Annotated in this window: 18 protein-coding genes; 8 read left to right on the top strand and 10 right to left on the bottom strand. The window is 71.4% G+C overall.

What is annotated here, in order from left to right:
- Window positions 1-108: 108 nt before the first annotated feature.
- The 5 genes from NAEX_RS07610 (at window position 109) to NAEX_RS49790 (ending at window position 5,459) form a co-directional block, all read left to right on the top strand.
- Window positions 109-648: a hypothetical protein gene (locus tag NAEX_RS07610; protein ID WP_143140863.1), complete on the top strand. Its 540-nt coding sequence runs from the start codon at window positions 109-111 to the stop codon at window positions 646-648.
- 91 nt (window positions 649-739) lie between these two features.
- Window positions 740-1,654, top strand: a complete 915-nt coding sequence (locus NAEX_RS49795) for a hypothetical protein (protein WP_170135536.1) — start codon at window positions 740-742, stop codon at window positions 1,652-1,654.
- Window positions 1,655-1,734: 80 nt separating this feature from the next.
- Window positions 1,735-3,210, top strand: a complete 1,476-nt coding sequence (locus NAEX_RS07600) for a YbhB/YbcL family Raf kinase inhibitor-like protein (RefSeq protein WP_096326848.1) — start codon at window positions 1,735-1,737, stop codon at window positions 3,208-3,210.
- 130 nt (window positions 3,211-3,340) lie between these two features.
- Window positions 3,341-4,303, top strand: coding sequence for a hypothetical protein (locus NAEX_RS07590; protein WP_143140862.1), 963 nt, complete (start codon window positions 3,341-3,343; stop codon window positions 4,301-4,303).
- A 40-nt stretch (window positions 4,304-4,343) separates the two neighbouring features.
- Complete coding sequence (locus NAEX_RS49790; protein ID WP_096326845.1) at window positions 4,344-5,459, top strand: hypothetical protein; 1,116 nt, start codon at window positions 4,344-4,346, stop codon at window positions 5,457-5,459.
- A 222-nt stretch (window positions 5,460-5,681) separates the two neighbouring features.
- On the opposite strand, the gene NAEX_RS07580 is transcribed toward NAEX_RS49790, so the two are convergent.
- The 3 genes from NAEX_RS07580 to NAEX_RS07570 form a co-directional block, all read right to left on the bottom strand.
- Window positions 5,682-6,710 carry a hypothetical protein gene (locus NAEX_RS07580; RefSeq protein ID WP_096326844.1) on the bottom strand — a complete coding sequence of 343 codons (1,029 nt, stop codon included), beginning with the start codon at window positions 6,708-6,710 and terminating at the stop codon, window positions 5,682-5,684.
- A gap of 209 nt (window positions 6,711-6,919) precedes the next feature.
- Window positions 6,920-7,588 (bottom strand): NHL repeat-containing protein, encoded by a 669-nt coding sequence (locus tag NAEX_RS07575; protein ID WP_211302365.1) that lies wholly within the window; start codon window positions 7,586-7,588, stop codon window positions 6,920-6,922.
- 9 nt (window positions 7,589-7,597) lie between these two features.
- Window positions 7,598-8,815, bottom strand: a complete 1,218-nt coding sequence (locus tag NAEX_RS07570; protein ID WP_096326842.1) for an HTH domain-containing protein — start codon at window positions 8,813-8,815, stop codon at window positions 7,598-7,600.
- Between the two features lie 308 nt (window positions 8,816-9,123).
- Between NAEX_RS07570 and NAEX_RS07565 the strand changes: the two genes are divergently transcribed.
- Entirely contained in the window at window positions 9,124-9,834 is a 711-nt protein-coding gene (locus NAEX_RS07565) for a DUF899 domain-containing protein (RefSeq protein ID WP_096326841.1), read from the top strand.
- On the opposite strand, the gene NAEX_RS07560 is transcribed toward NAEX_RS07565, so the two are convergent.
- The 3 genes from NAEX_RS07560 to NAEX_RS07550 form a co-directional block, all read right to left on the bottom strand.
- Window positions 9,819-10,196 carry a permuted SH3 domain-containing protein gene (locus tag NAEX_RS07560; RefSeq protein ID WP_096326840.1) on the bottom strand — a complete coding sequence of 126 codons (378 nt, stop codon included), beginning with the start codon at window positions 10,194-10,196 and terminating at the stop codon, window positions 9,819-9,821. The two genes, NAEX_RS07565 and NAEX_RS07560, sit on opposite strands and share 16 nt — an antisense overlap.
- The gene (locus tag NAEX_RS07555; protein WP_096326839.1) at window positions 10,127-10,582 is read right to left on the bottom strand and encodes an efflux RND transporter periplasmic adaptor subunit; all 456 of its coding nucleotides are present in this window, start codon (window positions 10,580-10,582) and stop codon (window positions 10,127-10,129) included. Before NAEX_RS07555 ends, NAEX_RS07560 begins: the two co-directional genes overlap by 70 nt.
- Window positions 10,583-10,654: 72 nt before the next feature.
- Window positions 10,655-12,301 (bottom strand): prenyltransferase/squalene oxidase repeat-containing protein, encoded by a 1,647-nt coding sequence (locus NAEX_RS07550; protein ID WP_096326838.1) that lies wholly within the window; start codon window positions 12,299-12,301, stop codon window positions 10,655-10,657.
- Between the two features lie 126 nt (window positions 12,302-12,427).
- Between NAEX_RS07550 and NAEX_RS07545 the strand changes: the two genes are divergently transcribed.
- A complete protein-coding gene (locus tag NAEX_RS07545) occupies window positions 12,428-13,144 on the top strand; it encodes an HAD family hydrolase (protein ID WP_096326837.1) in 717 nt (238 codons plus the stop codon).
- On the opposite strand, the gene NAEX_RS07540 is transcribed toward NAEX_RS07545, so the two are convergent.
- Window positions 13,117-14,505: a cytochrome P450 gene (locus NAEX_RS07540; protein ID WP_096326836.1), complete on the bottom strand. Its 1,389-nt coding sequence runs from the start codon at window positions 14,503-14,505 to the stop codon at window positions 13,117-13,119. The two genes, NAEX_RS07545 and NAEX_RS07540, sit on opposite strands and share 28 nt — an antisense overlap.
- 216 nt (window positions 14,506-14,721) lie before the next feature.
- Here NAEX_RS07540 and NAEX_RS07535 point away from each other — a divergent pair, with 216 nt between their 5' ends.
- On the top strand, window positions 14,722-15,666 hold the full coding sequence (locus NAEX_RS07535) for an SMP-30/gluconolactonase/LRE family protein (RefSeq protein ID WP_170135535.1): 945 nt from the start codon (window positions 14,722-14,724) through the stop codon (window positions 15,664-15,666).
- 3 nt (window positions 15,667-15,669) lie between these two features.
- Here the strand turns inward: NAEX_RS07535 and NAEX_RS07530 are convergent, their stop codons facing one another.
- The 3 genes from NAEX_RS07530 to NAEX_RS07520 are packed head-to-tail and all read right to left on the bottom strand — an operon-like array spanning window position 15,670 to window position 19,572.
- Entirely contained in the window at window positions 15,670-17,631 is a 1,962-nt protein-coding gene (locus NAEX_RS07530; RefSeq protein ID WP_096326834.1) for an ATP-binding response regulator, read from the bottom strand.
- Between the two features lies 1 nt (window position 17,632).
- Window positions 17,633-18,085 (bottom strand): response regulator, encoded by a 453-nt coding sequence (locus tag NAEX_RS07525; RefSeq protein WP_177325973.1) that lies wholly within the window; start codon window positions 18,083-18,085, stop codon window positions 17,633-17,635.
- The gene (locus NAEX_RS07520) at window positions 18,082-19,572 is read right to left on the bottom strand and encodes a sensor histidine kinase (protein WP_096326833.1); all 1,491 of its coding nucleotides are present in this window, start codon (window positions 19,570-19,572) and stop codon (window positions 18,082-18,084) included. The genes NAEX_RS07525 and NAEX_RS07520 overlap by 4 nt, the downstream gene beginning before the upstream one ends.
- Window positions 19,573-20,031: the final 459 nt, after the last annotated feature.

The following is a 20,031-nucleotide window of genomic DNA, read 5'->3' as shown; positions in this document are numbered from 1 at the left end:
TGGATCCGCTTGGAATCCGGGCGGGCGAGCCTGTCACAGCCCGCAGACATGCCCTCGCTCACCAGGCCGATTTTCGCGCGCGCGGCCACGTGCGCCACGTTGTCCCTCGTGATCGCAAGTTGTCGGCCGGACGACGGCGTGGCCGACCCGGAGTCGGCGCGGCGGGCCTACCTCGGGCTCGACCGCGCGGTCGACCGCGCCATCAAGCTCGGCTTCGACGGCTTCAACGCCGCCTCGAACGCCAACATCCCCGAGCAGATGGCGGCCGGCGACCTGTCCGGCACGGTGGTGGTCGGCGGCAAGGTCGACCAGGGCGCGTCGAACAACAAGGAGATGGACCTGCAGGTCACCCTCACCGACTACTCGGATGGGCCGGTCGAGGACATGTTCGACGTCGCCTACGACGGCGGGCCCGCGCTGCTCGACCTCAGCCTGCGCGACCTGCCGAACGGGACCTTCACGGGCAGCTTCAGCGGCGAGTTCGCGATGACGGGCGAGCTCGCGGGCACGGTCGCGCTCGACCTCGACGTCATGGGCCAGACGGAAGAGGCGCCCGACGGGACGATCCGCCGGAAGGTCGGGACGATTCATGTGACCGGTACGGCGACCTCCGACTACGGAGTCTTCGCGATCGACATCTCGTTGTGAGAAAGGGTTGGAAGCGGCGCTCTGGAGCCTGTCGAATTCGCCGATGCGACGAAATGTCTTTGCGTACAGTTTGTCCGTATTTTGTGGGTTGATGGTCGGCTGCACCTCGGAGTCGCCTGGGAGCACCGAGACCGAGACCGGGACGGGCACCCAGACGACCACGGGGACGACGACGACCGTCGGCGACACGACGACGACGTCCACGACCACGGGCACCCCGGAGCCGACGACCACCGGTGAGCCGGTCACGACCACGGGGCCGACGGTCGGGACGACGGAGCCGTCCGAGACGACGACGACGACCACCACCACCACCACCACCACCACCACCACCACGACCGGCGGCGGGATGCCGATGCCGGTGGCGTGCGGCGGCAAGATCTACGAGTGCGGCGACGCGATCGACAACGACGGCGACGGGGCGATCGACGGCGGCGACAAGGAGTGTACGAGCCCGTGCGACGACAGCGAGAGCTCGTTGCAGACCAACCTGCCGGGGCAGAACCTCGACTGCAAGAACGACTGCTACTGGGACCTCGACAGCGGCGTCGGCAACGACAAGTGCGAGTACGACCTGCAGTGCGACCCGCAGAACCCCGGCGAGCTGATCGGCTGCGCGTACAAGCAGGAGTGCGAGCCGAACGTGCCGCCGGAGTGCCTCGAGGTCTGCGCCGACCTGGTCCCGAACGGCTGCGACTGTTTCGGCTGCTGCCGCGTCGAGACCCCGAACGGGACGATCGACATCTTCCTCGGCTCGGCGCCGGACTGTTCGCTGTCGAACGTCGAAGCGTGCGGGTCGTGCACCTTCCAGGAGTCGTGCAACAACGTCTGCGAGCCGGAGAAGTGCGAGCTGTGCTTCGGCGAGGACGAGCTGCCGGAGGGGTGCGAGGAGGCGGGCTGCGACGCGGACGACACCCCGTGCATGGTCGACAAGGACGGGGTGTCGAATTGCCCGGAGGGCTTCTTCTGTTCGACCGGCTGCTGCCAGCCGATCGAGCCCGGGTGAGGCGGGCGGCGCGCGCGAACTCGCGGTGACCGGTCGATCAGCCTTGGAATCGGCGGGGCAGGGGTGGTCCAATCCGTAAGATGCGAAAGATCCTGGTCCTGACGTACGGGTCGATGCTCACGATCGGTCTTGCGAGTTGCAAGGAGAAGGAGCTCGACGTGACCGAGCCTTCGGCGAAGGGCGGTCCTTGCGATCCGCTGGTCGACCCGGCCGCGGCCGACGGCCCGCACTGCGCCGAGGGCCTCGCTTGCGATCCGGTCGACGGCGAGACGGACGTGTGGGTCTGCGGCGAGCCGCTGCAGATCCACGGCATGGTGATCGATCTGCAGACCGGTGAGCCGCTCGAGGGGGCGCTCGTCAACGGGCAGGATCGCACCGGCGCGCCGCTCGGCGAGGTCGCGGTGACCGACGCGATGGGCCACTACGAGTTGCAGGTCAGCGCGCCGCGTCAGCCCGACGGCGAGCTGGCGAGCAGCGTCAGTTACACGCTGCAGGCGTTCGCCCGCGACTACCTGCCGTTCCCGTCGGGGATCCGCGTGGCGCTGCCGATCAACGCGGCCGAGGCGGCGTACGACGAGGAGCTCGAGGCCAGCGTGATCGAGGGGCCGCTGACGACGGTCGGCTTGGTGATGCTGCCGGAGGCGCTGCGCGGCGGGGTGACGGTGACGGGCACGGTCGGCGGGGCCCAGCCGGGCGGGACGCTGGTGGTCGCGGAGGGCGTGAGCGGCGACGCGGAGGCCCAGTACGGGGTGGCCGATCGGACCGGCGCGTACACGATCTTCAACGTGCAGGCCGGCGACGCGGCGATCCGCGGCTACCGGCGCGGGCTCGAGCTGGCGTCGACGACGACCAAGGTGGCGGACGCCGACCTCGAGGCGGTCGATCTCGCGGCGGTCGCGGAGGGCGAGGAGAACCTCGGCGCGGTGAGCGGGACGGTGCAGATCGTCAACGCGCCGGGCGGCAGCGTGACGAGCGTGGTGCTGGTGCCGGTCAGCGTGTTCAATAAGACGCTCGAGCGGGGGCCGGTGCCGTTCGGGCTGCGGTCGCCCGACCCGGGGATCGAGCCCGACGTCACGGGGACGTTCCGGATCCCCGGCGTCCCGGCGGGCACCTACAAGGTGCTGGCCGCGTTCGAGAACGACCGGCTGGTGCGCGATCCGGACACGTCGATCGGCGGCACCGAATTGCAAGAGGTGACCGTGGCGGCCGGCGAGGCGGTGACGGTCGACGCGGGGTTCAAGGTCACCGAGGCGCTCGCGGTCGTCGCGCCAGGGGCCGAGGAGCCGACGGCGACCTCCGCGACGCCGACCTTCGAGTTCGACGACGACTCGAGCGAGAAGAGCTACATCGTGCGCGTGTTCGACGTGTTCGGCGAGCTGCTGTGGGAGAACACGATGGTGCCCGGGGTCTCGGGCAGCAAGACGGTGCAGGTGCCGTACGAGGGGCCGGCGCTGACGAAGGGGCTCTACTATCAATTCCGGGCGATCTCGCTCGACGGCGGGGGGGTGCCGCTGTCGGCCACCGAGGATCTGCGCGGGGTGTTCGTGGTCGAATGATCACAGGCGCTCGGCGGGCCCGCGCGCGTCCAGCGGGCTCTGCCGTCGCGGTGGTACGTGTTGCAGTGTGACGCCGGCCCGCGCGAAAACGGCGATTGCTTTTGCGCGCGACCGGCGAGAGCATCTGCATATGCGAAATATTCATGTCCTCGGAGTATGTGCGCTGCTGGCCTGCAACGGGCCGAGCAAGGGCGAGACGGAGACTCAGGTCGCCAGCGAGACCGGCACCGCGTCGGACAGCACGACGATGTCGGCGATGACGACCGCGGGGCCGACCACCGGGACCGACAATACGACCAGCACGACGGCCGAGCCGACCACGACCGAGCCGACGACGAGCACGAGCACGAGCACGACGACGAGCACGACGACCTCGGACTCGACGACCGAGCCGGTGACGGCGACCGAGACGACGACCACCACCACCGGCGGAGGGTCCTGCGTCCCGCTGCAGTGCGACGGGGGGATCTACGCCTGCGGCGATTGCATGGACAACGACGGCGACGGCCTGGTCGACCAGGCCGACCCGGAGTGCGTGTCGCCGTGCGACGACCGCGAGGACACGTTCGCCACCGGCCTGCCCGGCGACAACATGGACCCGTGCAAGCAGGACTGCTTCTTCGACGGCAACTCGGGCGGCGGGGCCGGCGACTGCGCGTGGAACCTGAAGTGCGACCCGCTGAGCCCGGGCGGCGACAAGTGCCCCTACGACGAGGACTTCAACAACTGCCCGATGGAGCAGCCGCAGCAGTGCCTCGACGAGTGCCAGGTGCCGAACGGCTGCGACTGCTTCGGCTGCTGCACGGTGGTCGTCGAGGGGATGACCTACGACATCTTCCTCGGCGACCAGGACTGCTCGCTGGCGCAGATCGATTCGTGTCAGCAATGCACGAAGAACCTCGACTGCGACGACGAGTGCCAGCCGGAGCAGTGCGAGGTCTGCTTCGGCGAGACCGAGCCACCCCCGGGTTGCGACGACCCCACCTGCGAGGGCGACGCCCAACCGTGCGAGATCGACGACATGGGCCAGAGCGACTGCCCCGAGGGCTTCTACTGCAAGACCGGCTGCTGCCACGTGCTGGAGCCGGGCTGACCCCGGTTGGAAGCGCGGGGGTGGCGCCGGTCTAGGGGGCATGGGACGAACGATCCTGGCCACCTCCGCGCTCCTCCTGTTCACCGCTTGTGACGCCGCCATCGTCGCCCAGGCCCAGTCCAACGCCGAGGCCGAGGCCGAGGCCGAGGTCGCGGCGGCGGCGGTCGCGGCCGAGGCCGAGGCCGACGTCGCGATCGTCGCGACCGCGCCGGCGAGCGCGTCGATCGAGCTGCAGGCCGACAGCTTCCGCCTGGCCGAGGTCACCGCGCTGGTCCAGGGCGGGACGATCGAGACCGCGGAGGAGCTCGAGCTGGCGGTCAACGACCCGGAGGCGAACATCAACCGCATCGACATCGACGCCGACGGGCAGATCGATCACGTCGAGGTGGTCGAGGTCCGCAGCGACGCGCGGGTCGACTTTCAGATGAAGGTGATCCCGTCGTCGCGGGCGACGGTGGTCCACGCGGTCGACCTGGCGACCGCGACGGTAGTGGCGAGCCGGGCCACCAGCGAGGTGTCGTTCTCGGCCAGCTTCTCGGCCGGGGTCCGCTTCTCGGCCGGGGCGGCGGTCCACGCCGACCTGTTGACATTCGTCGCGCCGGCGCGCTTCGAGGCGAGCGCGGTGGTGGTGGCCCAGCCGCTGCTGGCGTGGGCGTTCGTGGTCGACCGGCCGATGTACCACAGCATCTACGTCGAGGCGGAGACGGGGCGGTGGATCCCGCCGGGGCACCTCAAGCACGGCCACTGGAAGGCCACCGGCGGGCTGCCGCCCGGGCACGCGAAGGGGCACGCCGGCTTCGAGGGCCACGGCGCGTTCGGCGGGCACGCGAAGGGGCACGGCGGCGGGCACGGAAAGGGCGGCCTCGGCGGGCCCGGGAAGGGCCACGGCGGCGGGTCCGGGAAGGGCGGCTTCGGCGGTTCCGCGCAGGGCGGGTTCGGCGGCGGCGGGTCCGGGAAGGGCCACGGCGGCGGGAAGGCCGGGCTCGGCGGGTCGGGCGGCGCGAAGCACCACGGCGGCAAGTCGCACGGCGGGTCGCCCGCGCCGAAGCAGTCGATGCACGGCGGGGGCCCGAAGGGCGGCGGGGGCCCGAAGGGCGGCGGGGGCTCGAAGGGCGGCGGGGGCCCGAAGGGCGGCGGCGGGAAGGGCAAGAAGTAGCGCGCGCCGGAATTGATGGCACATGTCCACGGGGGCATGTGTCGTCGTTCCGCGGCTCGCGGTGGGGAGGCCAGAGCTCGTCGCGACGAGAATGATAGTATATGTCCATTGGGACATATACTATCATTCTGGAGACGGCGGGCTCGGGTCCGCTCGCCGCTCGCCGCTCGCCGCTCGTCGGGGCCACGAACGGCGGCGCGGCGCGTCACTCGCGGTCAACGCTCACGGGGCGAGGCGGTCCTGGCAGGTGCCGATGCAATCGATGTCGCCGGCGTCGGGGTCGCACTGGTCGCTCGGGTCGTCGACGCAGGCCTGCTTCTTGGGGCAGGTGAGGCCGCCGACGCCGCCGCACTGGACGGGGCTCTGGACGGGCGGGGCCTCGACCTGGCGGCAGACCCCGGGGCAATTGGCGTGGCCCTGCTCCGGGTCGCACTTGTCGTTGAGCTTGTCGACGCAGATCTGGCCCGCGTCGCACGTCTTGCCGTCGACGCCGCACGAGAGGTCGGGCTCGGGCTGGGGCTCGGGGTCGGGGACGGGGTCCGGACCCGGCTCCGCCGGGCGGCAGCCGCCGAGGCAGTCGGTGCCGCCGCGCGCGGGGTCGCAGTCGTCGGCGAGGTCGTGGCAGATCCAGCCCTCCTCGCACTCGACGTGGTCGGGGCCGCCGCACGAGCCGACGGGGACCGGGACGGGGTCCGGGCCCGGCTCCGCCGGGCGGCAGCCGCCGAGGCAATCGCTGTCGCCGCGCGAGGGGACGCAGTCGTCGGCGAGGTCGTGGCAGATCCAGCCCTCCTCGCATTCGACGTGGACCGGGCCGCCGCACAGGCCCTCGGGCAGCGGCGCGGGCTCGGGCTCGGGCTCGGGCTCGACCTTGGGCGCGGGCTTGTCGGCCAGGTCGAGCGGACGGCAGCCGCCGAGGCAATTGTCGTGGCCGAGCTTCGGGTCGCAGTCGTCGGCGAGGTCGTGGCAGACCCAGCCCTGCTCGCAGGCGATGTCGGCGACGCCGCCGCAGAGGCCCTCGATCGGCTCGCAGACGCCGACGCAGTCGGGGCCCTGGGTCTCCGGGTGGCAAACGCCGCCGCTGGCGTCGATGCATTCGAGGCCGGCTGGGCATTCGAGGCCGTCGATTCCGCCGCAGCCGATAGTTGCCTCGCGGCCGGGCTCTTGCGGGGTGATATCGCCGGCGTCGCAGGCGGCGACGAGGCCGAGGCCGAGGAAGAAGCAGTGAATTGTGGCACTAATGATTCTACGCATGATGTCTCCATGGTCCCGCTCCCATAATCGGAGCGGCGGGGGGTCACATGGAATGAGTGTTCACGGGCGGTGCGGCGGATCAACGTCGAACGACGCAGGTCCGAAATCGGTAGCACCTTGGACGGTCCGCCACACACACCCGGGATTCATGCGAGATTTCGATCTGGAGAAATTGAAATTGTCGGCCGTGACTTCTCACGGCCGGCATTTCAGTCGGCGGACTTGCGCCGGACCCGGCGGAGCTTCCCCTGCTCGCCGGCGCACCAGAAGCCGCCGGCGCCGTCGGCCTCGACCCCCGCGATCATGGCCACAGGGACGCTCAAAACCTCTTCCGGCGTGCCGTCGGTGGCCAGGCGGCGCAGCTCGCAGGGCTTGTCGTCGCCTGCCGCGCCGTGCCACAGCTGGCCGTCGACGCACGTCACCCCGGTGACGAACCGGTCGGAGGTAAGGGTCTTCACGACCTCACCGGTGGTCGCGTCGACCTTGTGGATCCGCGCGCCATAGCATTGGCCGATCCACAAATATCCGTCGGCCCAGGCCATGCCGCTGTCCTCGCCCTTGCCGGGGGCGGGCAGGCGTTTGACAATTTTTCCGTCGCCGGGGTCGATGACGAGGATCTCCTCGCGAGCCAATTGATAGAGGTGCTCGCCGTCGTATGCGGTGCCGGCGTCGGCCCCGGGGATCGAGAAGCGGCGCACGACGCCGCCCGAGGTCGGGTCGAAGGCGACGATTTCGCCGTCGCGGGCGAACCACACCGACTTGCCGTCGAAGGTGACGCCGTGGATCGGGCGGTCGTCGAGCGGCACGTACTCGCGCCAGACCTCGGCGGCGTGGGTGGGAGTGTGGTGATGGTCGCGGGTCATGATTTGCTGTCGCATGCCCCGGGTCTAGCCGCCCGGGACGAGGCCGAGGAGTAACATCCGTGACGCGATCGGGGCGCCGGGTCGGGTGTAGCGGACGTCCTTGCCCTTGCCGGTGCGGACGACGGCGCCGCGCTCGACGAGCTGCTGCAGGGCCCGCTGGGCGGTCCGCCGCGACACGCCGGCGTGCTCGGCGAGGGCCTGGGCCGACCACGCGGCGCCGTCGCCGAGCAAGAGCCCCAGGCGCGCGGCCTCGTCGTCGGTCGGCGGCAAGAGGACGGCGACGTCGCGCTGCGAGGCGAGCAGGTAGCCGTCGTCACTGGCGACCGGGGCCGCGGCGAGGCCGTCCATGAGCTTGCGCAGGCGGCCGATCTCGACCCGCAGGCGGGCCCGGTGCGAGTCGTTGACGCGGCGGACGGAAAAGGCGCGGGCGGCGAGCAGGTCGCGCGCGACGGCGGCCGGCCAGGCGCGCGCGAGCTCGAGGAGCAGGGCGAACAATACCGGGCGGCGCGCCAGCGGGATGGTGACGCGGCCGCCGAGCGCGAGGCGGCGACAGGCGTCGACCAGCAGCAGGTGGCCGCGCGACAGCGCCTCGATGGCGAACAGGTCGGCCTCGGTGGTGACGCCGGCGCGCCAGACCGAGGCGAGCGGGCGCGCGAGCTCCTGCTCGAGCGCCTCGACCGTGCGCGCGAGCAGCTGATGCGGGGCGTGGGCCATGGCCTCGCGGGCGCGGGCGAGGGCGCTGCGGGCGTCGGTGGGGGCCAGCGCGCGCACGGCGATCTCGGCCTGCACGAGCGAGGCGACGGCGCGCAGGTCGGGGCCGAGGTCGCCGGCGAGGACGGCCTCGACGGCGCGCCTGGCCTCGTTGAGGCGGCCGAGCAGGACCTCGGCGCGGGCGAGGACGAGGCGCTGCATGGCGGCGTTGCGGGGGTCGCCGAGGCGCTCCAGCGCGTCGGCGGCGAGCCGGGCCTCGCGAGCGGCCAGGGCCGGGGCGCCGCTGCCGAGTTCGACCTCGACGAGGGCGGCGCGGGCCCGGGCGGCGAGGAGCGGGTCGTCGGCGAGGTCGACGGCGCGCGCGAGGGCGTCGCGCGCCAGCTCGAGGTCGCCGAGCTGGGCGTAGGCGATGCCGCGGAGGGTGAGGCCGCGGGCGCTGTCGTCGCGACCGACGCCGGCGAGCGCGCGCAGGGGGTCGCCGCCGGCGAGGGCGCGGGCGGCGGCGAGGAGGGCGTCGGGCGGCGAGGACACGCGGCGAGGATGGGCCGCCGGTCGGGAAATGTCACGAGGTGAATCGCGCCACGAATGTTACGCGGCCGGGGCAGCGGAGGGGCCGGGCCGCCGGTCGGGCAATGTCACGAGGTGAATCGCGCCACGAATGTTACGCGCGAGGCGGAGCCGGCTCGCCTATGTTGCCGGCATGTGCCCTGCCTGTTGGACCTCCATTGCGCTCACCGTCGCCGCGGCGACGGGGACCGGCGCCGCCGTGACCACCTGGGTGGTGCGGGCGACGCGGCCCGGCGAGCCGAAGCGTCGACCCGAACCACGAAAGGACCGCCATGACCACCGCGAATGACGCCGTCGATCGAGCGACCTGGCTGACCGCCCGCAAGCAGCTGCTGGCGCGCGAGAAGGCGTTGACCCGCGAGTACGACGCGCTGGCGGCGGCCCGCCGCGCGCTGCCGCGGGTCCGCGTCGACGCGCCTTACGTGTTCACCGGGCCGGACGGCCCGCGCAGCCTGTCGGACCTGTTCGGCGGCAAGCGGCAGCTCGTCGTCTATCATTTCATGTTCGATCCGTCGTGGGAGCAGGGGTGCAAGAGCTGCTCCTTCGTCTCCGATCATTTCTCCGGGGCCGTGGCCCACCTGGCCGCCCGCGACACCGCGTTCGCGGCGATCTCGCGGGCGCCGCTGGCCAAGATCGAGGCGTTCCGGGCGCGGATGGGCTGGACGTTCCCGTGGCTGTCGTCGCACGGCAGCAGCTTCAATTACGACTTCCACGTGTCGTTCGACCCGGCGGACGTCGCGGCGCAGGCGGTCGAGTACAACTACACGACGCAGGCGTTCCTCCACCCGGAGGCGCCGGGGCTGTCCGTGTTCGCGCGCGAGGGCGACGCCGTCTACCACACGTATTCCACGTACGGCCGCGGCCTCGAGCCGGTGATGGCGACCTACGCGATCCTCGACATTACGCCGCTCGGCCGCCAGGAAGAGGGGCTCGAGTTCCCGATGGCGTGGGTGCGGCACCACGACCGCTACGACGGGGCGTGACGGGGGCCGAAGGGCGTGCGCCGGCGCGCGTGTCCGTTCGCGCATGTGGAACTCAGTGACATGTTCGGGTGGGTATGCCCCTTCGGACATGCCTGCTTGAACATGTCTCCGAGTTCAGTCGCAGACTGCTGGTCGATCAGCAGCGCGCCGGACACGGCCACGCGGTCGCCGGGGGCCACGCCGACGACGATCTGGGCGTGCTCGCCGGCGGTGTGGCCGACGACGACCTGGCGGGCCTCGAACACGCCGAGGTCGACCTCGACGTAGGCGGTCGCGGTCTCGCCGTCCTTGATCAGGACGGCCTGCTTGGGCAGCGTGACGCCGGCGGCGGCGGGGCCGGCGATGTCGGCGCGGACGAACATGCCGGGCTGAGCTTGTGCGCGGCGGTGTCGTCGGCGAGGGCGATGTAGACCGGGGCGCGGCGCTGGCCGACGTCGACCAGCGCGCCGACGCCGACGACGCGGCCGGCGACCGGCCGCGGATCGGCGGGGAAGCGCAGCTGGACCGCGGTGCCCGGGCGGACCTGCGAGAGGTCGTCCTCGAAGACGTCGGCGACCACCCACAGCGCGGTCTTGTCGCCGATCTCGAGCAGCGGGGCGCCGCCGGGCTCGACCTGGGCGCCGACGGTCGCGTAGCGGCGCAGGGCGGTGCCGTCGATCGGGGCGACGACGGTGACGGGGCCGGGGCGGCTGGGGCCGAGCAGCGGCCGCGGCGCGCGGTTCCTCGTGTGACCCCGCGCCGGCTGCATGGAGGACAATTCATCCGGTTCATGGGTGCGCGCTCGCACCGGATGTCGTCGGCGCAAGGCTCGGGCCCGCGCTCAGGCGGTGGTGATCCAGGCCCGGTCGTGACCGATGAGGGACAGGCGGGGCGCGAGCGCGCCGAACGGCACTTCATGCGCGCGGCCGGACAGCAGATCGCGGACCCGGGCCAGCGCCCACACGCTGTAGAGCGTGGCGAGCAGCGGGACGTCGTAGACGAACGGGCGCGGGCCGAGCGAGTCGGCTTCGGCCACGAACCCGCCGCTGCGGCCCTGCCCGGCCAGGAGGGCCAGCGTCGAGGCGTAGAGCTCGCCGGAGGTCAGGCTGCCCGGGCAGGCCGCGAGCCCGCCGAGGGCGTAGGCGGTGCTCAGCACGTGGCTGCGGCGGTCGTCGGGGTGGATCGGCCAGCCGCCGTCGGGGCGCCGGAGGTCGCGGAGGAAGGCGACGCAACGGCGGCGGAGCTCGGCCGCGCGGGTGCCGGGGCGCTGGCCGGCGGCGGCGTTGATCACATGAAAGGCCGGGTAGGTGACGCACAGCTTCCACTCGCCGCGGAAGCCTCCGCTCGGCAGCTGGGCGCGGGCCAGCCAGGCCCACGCGGCCTCGAGGACCTCGGGCGGGGCCATGTGGCTGGCGCGCAGGGCGGTGATCGCCTTGGCCGTGATCTCGGCCTCGGACGCGGCGCCGCGCACGAAGGTCGGGAAGCCGCCGTCGCTGTTCTGCAGCGCGAGCAGGTTGGCGACCGCGCGGCGGATGGTGGGGCGATGAATCAGCGGACCCCGGCGAGCGAGCAGCGACAGCACGACGCTGGTGTCGTCGGCGTCGGTCTGCGAGACGCCCTCGGCGTAGGCCCAGCCGCCGTCGGGCTGCTGCTGTGATACCAGGAATTGTTCGCAGCGCTGCAGCTCGTGCGCGGGCCGCCGCGCCTCGGTCAGCACCAGGCCGGCGAGGCAGGTGACCCAGATGTCTTCGTTGGTGATGAACGGGACGCCGCCGCCGGGCCGCAGTTGGCCGGCGATGAAATTGAGGCCGAGGGCGCGGTGGGGGGCGGCGCAGCCGAGGCGGGTCAGCGCCAGCAGGGCGATGATGGTGACGAGCACGTGCTGCTCCCAGCTGCCGTCGGTCGCCTGGGCGTCGAGGATCGTCGCCAGCTCGGCGTCGCCGACCTCGTCGGCGCGACCGGCGTGGCACAGCTGGAGCACGCGAATCGACGCCAGCAGGATCGTCACCCACAGATGTGAAGACTCGGAGCGGACGACCGCGAGTGGCAACACGGCCTGACCCGGAGGGAGTGCCCCGAGTTCGACCAGCATCACCTCGACCAGCACCCGCTTGCGCCAAAGCGTGGGGTGATCGAAGGCGACCAGGGTGCGCTGGAGCGAGGCGAGGCCGTCGGCGCCGAGCCGGCCGTGGACCACGAGCTCGCAGAGGAGGCGCGAAACCGTGCGGTCGAGCCGACTGGCATGACTCGAGTCGCCGTCGCCTTCGGGGTCGGCCAGGCGGCGCCGACAAAAACCCGCGATCTCGGCCTGGAGCGCCGGGCCGTGGCCGCAGGTGCGGAGCAGGTGCAGCGCCAGGGCGCTCTCCAGGGCCCGCCCGCTGCAGCCGGCCGCGAGCCGACCGTCGGGCAAGCGATGGTCGAGCACGAATTGCACGGCGCGCTCCAGCGCCGGCTCGATTTGTTCGAGCACGCCGATTCCGGTGAGCATGACTTTTGATCAGAGCTACTCGAATTATTGGTTCCGATCAACGACCATCGCGCAGAGCGACGAATTATCCGGCTGCTCGTGCGTCTGGGTCTGGAGCATGCGCCCTCGCTCCGCTATGATCGGGGTATGACGTACGACGAACCCGTGGCACGCGTGGCGATCCTCGACGTCGACGGTACGATGCACCCGCGGTCGATCGGGCTCGCGCTGCTCGACGAGATGGGCCGCCGCGGGCTCGGCCGGCCCGACGCGATCGCGGCGGTGATGGCCGCCGTGGCCGAGCTGCGCGCCGGTTCCATCGATTTCCCGGAGATGGTCGCCCGCAGCACCGCGGCCTACGCGGCGGCCCTGGCCGGGGCGGAGCAGGCGGCGCTGGAGGCCCTGGCCCGCGAGACCTGGCCGGCGCTGCGCCGCGAATTGTTCGCGTTCGTGCGCCCGCTGATCGCGCGGCTCACGGAGGCCGGCGTGGTTCCTTATATCGTGTCGTCCAGCCCTCACGAGATCGTCGCGCTGCTCGCCGCGGATCTCGGCGTAACTGACTGTGATGGTTCGCGATTCGCGGTCGAGGGGGGGCGTTACACTGGTGAATGTCGCAGCATGCCCGGGGCGCGCGGGGGCAAGTTGACATTGTTACGACAGTTCGCCGCGGCCCGCGGCGCGGCGCTTTCGCGGTCCCTGGCGCTGGGCAATGGCCCCGGCGACGTCGAGGTGCTCGCGGCCGTCGGTCGGCCCCTGGTGTTCGAAGCGGGGCAGCCCCTGTCAGCAATCGCACGAAGTAATAATTGGCCGCAGGTCGATCGTATCAATGTTCTGGATCATGTGGCGCTGGCGCTGGCGGCTTGACGCGACGTCAGCTTGACGCGGATCCCGCCGCGCGGGCGCAGGGTGGTCGAGAATTCGGCGGTGACCGGCGCGTGGTGGACGCGCTCGACGGTGAAGCGGCGCAGGATCGCCGCGGTCGCCAGCACGATCTCGGCGGTCGCCATGTGGTTGCCGATGCAGGTGCGCGGGCCGTAGCCGAACGGCAAGTAGCTGGCCCGCGCGCGGCCCTGGGCCACGCCGCCGAGGAAGCGCTCGGGGGAGAAGCGCTCGGGGGCCTCCCACAGCGCCGGATGGCGGTGCGTCAGATAGGGGCACAGCATCACGGTGGCGCCGGCGGGCACGAGATAGCCGCCGAGCTCGTCGTCGGCGACGACGTGGCGCGGGAACGCCCAGAACGGCGGGTACAGGCGCAGCGCCTCCTGCACCGCGGCGGCGAGGAAGGGGAAGCGGTTGCGGTCGGCGACCGTGGGCAGGGCGTCGCCGAATGTGTCGACCTCGTCCATCACCCGCGCCTTCGCCTCGGGGTGGAGGTCGAGGCAATAGAGCAACCACGTCAGCGCCTGCGCGGTCGATTCGTGGCCGCCGAGCAGCAGGCTGACCGCCTCGTCGCGCACGAGCTTGGCCGTGGCCGGGGCGTGCGGGTCGTCGCCGACGTGGCGCAGCAGGAAGGTGAGGAGGTCGGGGTCGCCTTCGGGGCGGCCGCGGTGGGCCTCGATCGCGCGGTGGATGAAATCGTCGATCACCGCGAGGGCGGCCAGGAAACGTTGATTGCGACGGGTCGGCCACGACAGCGGGACGCGGAAGACCTGGCCGCTGGCGGCGACGAAGTCGACGGCGTCGCGGATGGCGGCGCGCAGGCGCGCCTCCTCGTCGTCGAGGCGCTCGCCGAGCAAGGAGCCGAGGATCGCGTCGAGGGTGAGGGCGACCATCTCGTCGGCGAGGTCGAGCTCGTCGCCGCGGGCGGCTGCCTGCTGCCAGCGGCCCAGCTGTCGTTCCATGGCCCCCCGCAGCGGCGGGGCGAATCGTGGCAGGGCGCCGACCTGAAACCGCGGCGTCAGCAGCTTGCGCTGGCGCGCCCACAGCTCGCCGTTGCTGGCCGGGAGCCCGTCGCCGATCAGCGGGGCGGCGCGGTGCATCGCCTTGGTGTAGTTCTCCCGGCGCGTGACGAGCACATGCTGGATGTGGTCGGGGTGGACGACGAGATAGAGCAGCCTCGTGCCGACCCGGGCGCAGCTGATGTCGCCGTGCGCCCGCCACATATGATGCAGGAGCTCGAACATGCGGCCCTGGGCGACCTCGGCGAGGTTGCCGAGCAGGAGGCCGCCGCGCGGCCCGGGGGCGGTGCGCCGCATCAGGTGCGCGACGATTCCGGAGCGTGTCATCGCCGGCAGGATAGCAAGCCGAACGGGGCGCACCCACCGGCGATTTCGAGGATTCCGCGGCGCGTCCCGCCCGCGCTCGTCGCCGCGCGATCCGATCCTCGCACCCGCGACGAGCGATGATTTTTCGTGATCCTTGACAGCGTACCCCCGCGCTCCATCGCTCGGGGTTTTGTCATGGGTCGCAGCCTGATCGCGTCAATCTCAGTAGGGCTTTTCATGTCTCTGCCGCCGGGGGAGGCCGCGGCGGCGGGCAAGCTGTCGACGGTGGTCGCGTTCAACCCGGCCCTCGGCGAATTGCCGGAGTCGATCACCACGGATGACGACGGGAACATCTATGCGTCGATGGGGGCAAACATCAAGAGGATCACCCCGTGGGGCCATGTCAGCGTGTTCGCGACCTTGCCGCTGCCGCCCGGCGTGCTGGCGGCCGGCCTCAAGTTCGGCGAGGACGGCGACCTGTATGTGGCCACCGGCAGCATCTCGCCGGAGCCGCCGGTCGCGTTCGTGTTCCGCGTCGACCCCGAGGGCGGCGTATCGACGTTCTCGACCCTCGATCCGACCGGCTATCCCAACGACCTGGCGTTCGGCGCCCACGGCGAGCTGTTCGTCACCGATCCGCTGCACGGGCTGATCTGGAAGATCGACGACGACGGCGCGCCCGCGGTGTGGCTGGCAGACCCTGCATTCGCGGGCAATGAAGAGGATCCGTACCTCGAGCTGTCGCACTTCGGGATCGACGGCATCGCCTTCGACCGGCACAAGCGCAACCTGTACGTGTCGAACCTCGATTACGGGACGATCCTCCGCGTCGAGGTCGAGTGCGACGGTTCGCCCGGCGAGGTCGAGGTGTGGGCCGACGACTTCGACTCCCTGGCCGGCGCCGACGGCCTCGCGTTCGACGACAAGGGGACGCTGTTCGTGGCGGTCAACGGGCAGGATCGGCTGGTGGCGATCGACAAGCACGGCGACATCGACGTGGTCGCCGAAGGCGGACTGCTCGACGCGCCGTCGTCGCTGGTGTTCGGGGTGACGAAGCAGAGCACGAAGACGCTCTACGTGGCGAGCTTCGCCATCACCCGCGCGTACGGGATCGTCCCCGGGACGCCGAAGCCGGCGCTGCTGAAGCTGCCGGTGCAGCACAAGGGGCTGCCGCTGCTGTGAGGCTCAGTCGTGGCGCATCCTCGCCACCAACGCGGCGCTGACCTCCCGCGCGAGCTCCTGGCGCGGGATGCCGGCCTGCTCGACGAGCGCGCGCATCTCGGCGGCGAAGCTCGGCGGGACCGCGCGCGGGTCGTCGGGCGCGACCAGCACGACCGCGGGCCGGCCCGCGCGCTCGTCGGAGCGGCCGGCCGCGAGGCCCCACGAGGCCCCGGGGGCGGCCAGGTGGACGAGGTGCAGCTCGCTGAGGTCGACGCCGCCGCCGCCGGCCGCGGCGAGCCGGCGGGTGTGGCGGATCATCTCGGTGGCCTCCTGCAGCAGGCCGGCGCTGTTCGACCACAAGTGCAAGGGTTGACCTGTCCCCGGGGACAGGCGCTCGACGATCCGCTGCAGCTGCAGCGCCTGCAGCGGGGCGCTGACGACCCCGTCGCTGGCGAGCAGGCAGCCGAACTGGGCCTGCTCGTCGACCAGGTAGACCAGCAGGCCGGCCTCCTGCAGGCTGGGCTCGCGCGCGAGCTGGCCGAGCGTGACGAGGGTGGCCGGAGCGCCGACGTTGAGCTCGACCACCAGCAGCGAGGGACCGAGCGCGCGCGCCAGCTTGACGCCGCGGCGCAGGTCGGCCTCGACGACGATGTCGAGCTGGACGTCGGCGAGCTGGTCGCGCAGCTGGCGGCCGAACGCGTCGGTCGGCCCGAGCACGAACACGATCGGCAGCTGCCCGCGGTCGCGGGTGGCGAACTGCCGCTCGGGGGTGAGACCGCGCCAGCGCGCGGCGGCGGTGCTGTCCGACGGCAGCGACAGGCGGAACGAGGAGCCGCGGCCGATCTCGCTGCGCGCCCGCAGCTCGCCGCCCATGGCCCGCGCGAGCCGACGGCTGATGGCGAGGCCCAGGCCCGAGCCGCCGAAGCGGCGCCCGCCCGTGTCGTCGACCTGCGAGAACGGCTCGAACAGCCGCTCCATCTGCTTCGGCGTCATGCCGATGCCCGAGTCGGCGACCACGAACTCGACGCACTCGACGCCCTCGATCGGCTGGTCGCCGGCGTGATGGTTGAAGTCGCTGAGCCGCGCGGGCCGGCGCGTGACCGCGAGCGAGACGACGCCCTTGCGCGTGAACTTGCCGGCGTTACTCAGCAAGTTGAACAGGATCTGCCGGGTCCGGGTGGCGTCGGCCACCATCTCGCCGAGCTCGTCGGCGGGGGCGTAGACGAAGCGGTTGCCGTTGCGGTGGATCAGCGGGGCGACGGCGTCGACGACCTCGCGCAGCAGCTCGCCGAGCCGGTAGCGCTCGGGCGCGAGGCTGAGCCGGCCGGCCTCGATCCGGCTGAGGTCGAGGATGTCGGTGACGAGCGCGAGCAAGTGATTGCCGGCGGCGCGGATCCGGTTGAGGTCGTCCTCGATCTGCTCGAACTCGCCGGCCCGCGCCTGGTCGATCAGCATGTCGCTGTAGCCGAGGATGGCGTTCAGCGGGGTGCGGAACTCGTGGCTCATGTTGGCCAAGAACGTGCTCTTGGCCTGGCTCGAGCGCTGGGCCTGGACCTGCATCAGGCGCAGCTCCTCGGTCAGCCGGCGCTGGGCGGCGCCGGTGGCCGCCCGCTCGATGGCGTAGCGGATCGCCCGCTCGAGCTCGCGGGTGGTGAAGCTGCCCTTGATCAGGAAGTCGTCGGCGCCGGCGTGCATCGCCTCGACGTCGAGCTCGCGCTCGGTCTGGCCGGTGAGGAAGATGATCGGGACGTCGCAGCCGAGCCCGCGGACCTCGCGGAGCAGGTCGATGCCGGTGCGCGCCTCGAGCCGATAGTCGAGCAGGCACACGTCGGGCGCGGCGGTCAGCAGGGCGTGGACGGCGTCCTGATACGACTGGACCCACCGCACCCGGTAGTCGCTGGTCGTGATGTCGGCGATCAGCTCGCGCGCGAGGACGAAGTCGTCCTCGTCGTCGTCCACGATCAGCACGTCGACCGGCTCGTGCATCTCAGTCCGCGGCGATCTCGACGATCTCGAACCAGTACTTGCGCAGGACCTGCATGACCTCGACGAGCGAGTCGAAGGTGACCGGCTTGACGATGAAGGAGTTCACGCCGAGGTCGTAGCTGCGGTAGATGTCGATCTCGGCCTTGGAGGTGGTGAGCACGATGATCGGGATCCGGCGCAGGTCCGGGGTCTCCTTGATCTCGCGCAGCGCCTCGCGGCCGTCCTTCCGCGGCATGTTGAGGTCGAGCAAGATGACGCCCGGGCGCGGCGCGTCGTCGGGGTTGCTGAAGCGGCCGCGCAGCAGCAAGTAGTCGAGGAGCTCCTCGCCGTCCTCGACGAAGCGGATGTCGTTGGCCAGGCGGCTCTCCTTGAGCGCCTCGGCCGCGAGCATACGGTCCTCGGGGTCGTCGTCGGCGATGAGGATGGTGATCGGTCGCTTGCTGTTGGACTTCATGGGTACTGGTGCTTCCTCTCCTGACGGAGCGGGAGTTCGACGATGAAGGTGCTGCCCTCGCCGGGGTTGCTCTCGACCCGGATCGAGCCCCCGTGTTGTTCGCAGATCTTGCGGCACACGGCCAGCCCGACGCCGGTCCCCTCGTACTTGCCGCGGCTGTGCAGGCGCTCGAAGATGCCGAAGATCCGCTCGTGGTACTTCGCGTCGATGCCGATGCCGTTGTCGCACACGCGCATGAGCATGGTGGTGGCCCGCCCGCGCGCGGGCAGCTCCTCGGCCGTGATCTTGACCACGGGGGGGTGGTCGGGCCGGCGGAACTTGATCGCGTTGCTGATGAGGTTCTGGAACAGCTGCCGCATGTGCATCGGGTCGGCCTCGATCATCGGCAGCCCCGCCGCCTCGACCTTGGCCTCGTTCTCCTCGATCCGGACCTCGAGGTCGGACAGCACGGCGGTCAAGATCTTGTTGAGGTTGACCGGCGCGGGCCGCTGCTCCTTGGTGGTGAGGCGCGAGAACATCAGCAGGTCGTTGATGAGGTCCTGCATGCGCTTGGCGGCCTCTTGCATGCGATTGACGTAGTCGCGGCCGGCCTCGGGCAGCAGCTCCTCGTACTTCTGGCGCAGGCGGTCGCCGAACGCCTGGATCTTGCGCAGCGGCTCCTGCAGGTCGTGCGAGGCGACCGAGGCGAACCGCTCGAGCTCGCGGTTGCTGCGCTCGAGCTGGATGGTGTACTCGCGGATCTGCAGCTCGGCCGTCCGCCGCGCCTCCTCCGCCTGGCGCTGGCGGGTGAGGTCGCGGGTCACGAGCACGGTGCCGGTGACCCTGGTCCCGTCGAAGATCGGGCCGAGCCGGCTCTCGAAGGTGCCGTAGGTGTTGTCGGGGTAGAGGACCTGGGTCTCGTAGGTGAGGGTCTCGCCGGTCCGGACGACGTGGGCGAACCGCTGGCGCAGGGCCGGCCGCTCCTCGGGGGCGATCGGGGTGAACATGCTCTCGGGCCGACCGACGAGCTGGTCGGTGGGGATGCCCGGGACCTCGCGGTTGATGGTGAGGACGACGCCCTCGAGGTCGGAGGTGACGACGAAGTCGGGCAGGCAGTGGACCAGGGCGTCCCAACGGTGACCGATCCGCCGCAGGTGGTCGCGCTCGCCCTCGTCCAGCCAGCGCTCGCGCGCGATGAGGCAAATAACCCCCGATTCGGCGGCGCGCACCGCCCGGAGGTGGGTCAGCCGATATTCGCCGTTCCGGGCGCGGAGCCGGGTATGGAGGTCCCGGGGCGCGCCGCCGGGGGCGAGGTCCCCGAGCCAGCGCTCGAGGTGCTCGGCCTCCTGCGGGGGCAGCAGACCCATGAAGGGCTTGCCGACCAGATCTTCCGCCGAATGTCCGAAAGTCGGCTGCCAGCTGTCGTTGACGCGCGTGACGACGCCCTGCGAGTCGAGCAATACGGCAGGGTCGAGGCTCATGGCAAAGATGGGCTCGTGATAGCTCATGCGCGGCCGCTCTCCATCGAACGCCTCGGATGATGCCCCGAAGCCGCGAAGCGGCGCAACGCCGCGCGATCGCGCAGGGTGCGGATGCGACCCGCCGCGGGATGCGACGACATCCCATATCTGCGACTCGTGGCCCCACGCGAACGATTCACCGGTCCGAGTCGGCTGCGCAATCGTCGCGGGACCCCGCTGCGGGCGGCGAGTCCCGTGGCGGCGAAACACCGCCCCGCTCGCAGCGACGAGGGCACAGGGCTCGAATGCGCGCGGAACCGGAGGCCGGGCCAATCGTGCCGGCGTGAACTGGGTTATTCCCCGGGTTCGCCGTCGGGTATGGCGATTCGCCGGTGAGACCCCGGTGGGGCAGGGTGCGCGAATGCCGTCGGCGACGGTGAACGCGGTCGCTCCTCGGGGTCCGCCCGGACGGCGCGGCTTCCTTATTAAAGCGAACACCCGATCGGC

It is taken from the genome of Nannocystis exedens, from assembly GCF_002343915.1.
In the GTDB taxonomy this organism is placed as follows: Bacteria; Myxococcota_A; Polyangia; order Nannocystales; family Nannocystaceae; genus Nannocystis; species Nannocystis exedens.
The sequence above is the reverse complement of the archived record's forward strand: the minus strand, read 5'-3'. Positions and strand labels throughout refer to the sequence as shown.

What these genes read in the sequence shown, in the direction of transcription:
- NAEX_RS49795 (WP_170135536.1), top strand. Translation starts at nt 740, where the DNA reads ATGGTCGGCTGCACCTCGGAGTCGCCTGGGAGCACCGAGACCGAGACC.
- NAEX_RS07600 (WP_096326848.1), top strand. Translation starts at nt 1,735, where the DNA reads ATGCGAAAGATCCTGGTCCTGACGTACGGGTCGATGCTCACGATCGGT.
- NAEX_RS07590 (WP_143140862.1), top strand. Translation starts at nt 3,341, where the DNA reads ATGCGAAATATTCATGTCCTCGGAGTATGTGCGCTGCTGGCCTGCAAC.
- NAEX_RS49790 (WP_096326845.1), top strand. Translation starts at nt 4,344, where the DNA reads ATGGGACGAACGATCCTGGCCACCTCCGCGCTCCTCCTGTTCACCGCT.
- NAEX_RS07580 (WP_096326844.1), bottom strand. Translation starts at nt 6,710, where the DNA reads ATGCGTAGAATCATTAGTGCCACAATTCACTGCTTCTTCCTCGGCCTC.
- NAEX_RS07575 (WP_211302365.1), bottom strand. Translation starts at nt 7,588, where the DNA reads ATGCGACAGCAAATCATGACCCGCGACCATCACCACACTCCCACCCAC.
- NAEX_RS07565 (WP_096326841.1), top strand. Translation starts at nt 9,124, where the DNA reads ATGACCACCGCGAATGACGCCGTCGATCGAGCGACCTGGCTGACCGCC.
- NAEX_RS07560 (WP_096326840.1), bottom strand. Translation starts at nt 10,196, where the DNA reads ATGTTCGTCCGCGCCGACATCGCCGGCCCCGCCGCCGCCGGCGTCACG.
- NAEX_RS07555 (WP_096326839.1), bottom strand. Translation starts at nt 10,582, where the DNA reads ATGCAGCCGGCGCGGGGTCACACGAGGAACCGCGCGCCGCGGCCGCTG.
- NAEX_RS07550 (WP_096326838.1), bottom strand. Translation starts at nt 12,301, where the DNA reads ATGCTCACCGGAATCGGCGTGCTCGAACAAATCGAGCCGGCGCTGGAG.
- NAEX_RS07545 (WP_096326837.1), top strand. Translation starts at nt 12,428, where the DNA reads ATGACGTACGACGAACCCGTGGCACGCGTGGCGATCCTCGACGTCGAC.
- NAEX_RS07540 (WP_096326836.1), bottom strand. Translation starts at nt 14,505, where the DNA reads ATGACACGCTCCGGAATCGTCGCGCACCTGATGCGGCGCACCGCCCCC.
- NAEX_RS07535 (WP_170135535.1), top strand. Translation starts at nt 14,722, where the DNA reads ATGTCTCTGCCGCCGGGGGAGGCCGCGGCGGCGGGCAAGCTGTCGACG.
- NAEX_RS07530 (WP_096326834.1), bottom strand. Translation starts at nt 17,631, where the DNA reads ATGCACGAGCCGGTCGACGTGCTGATCGTGGACGACGACGAGGACGAC.
- NAEX_RS07525 (WP_177325973.1), bottom strand. Translation starts at nt 18,085, where the DNA reads ATGAAGTCCAACAGCAAGCGACCGATCACCATCCTCATCGCCGACGAC.
- NAEX_RS07520 (WP_096326833.1), bottom strand. Translation starts at nt 19,572, where the DNA reads ATGAGCTATCACGAGCCCATCTTTGCCATGAGCCTCGACCCTGCCGTA.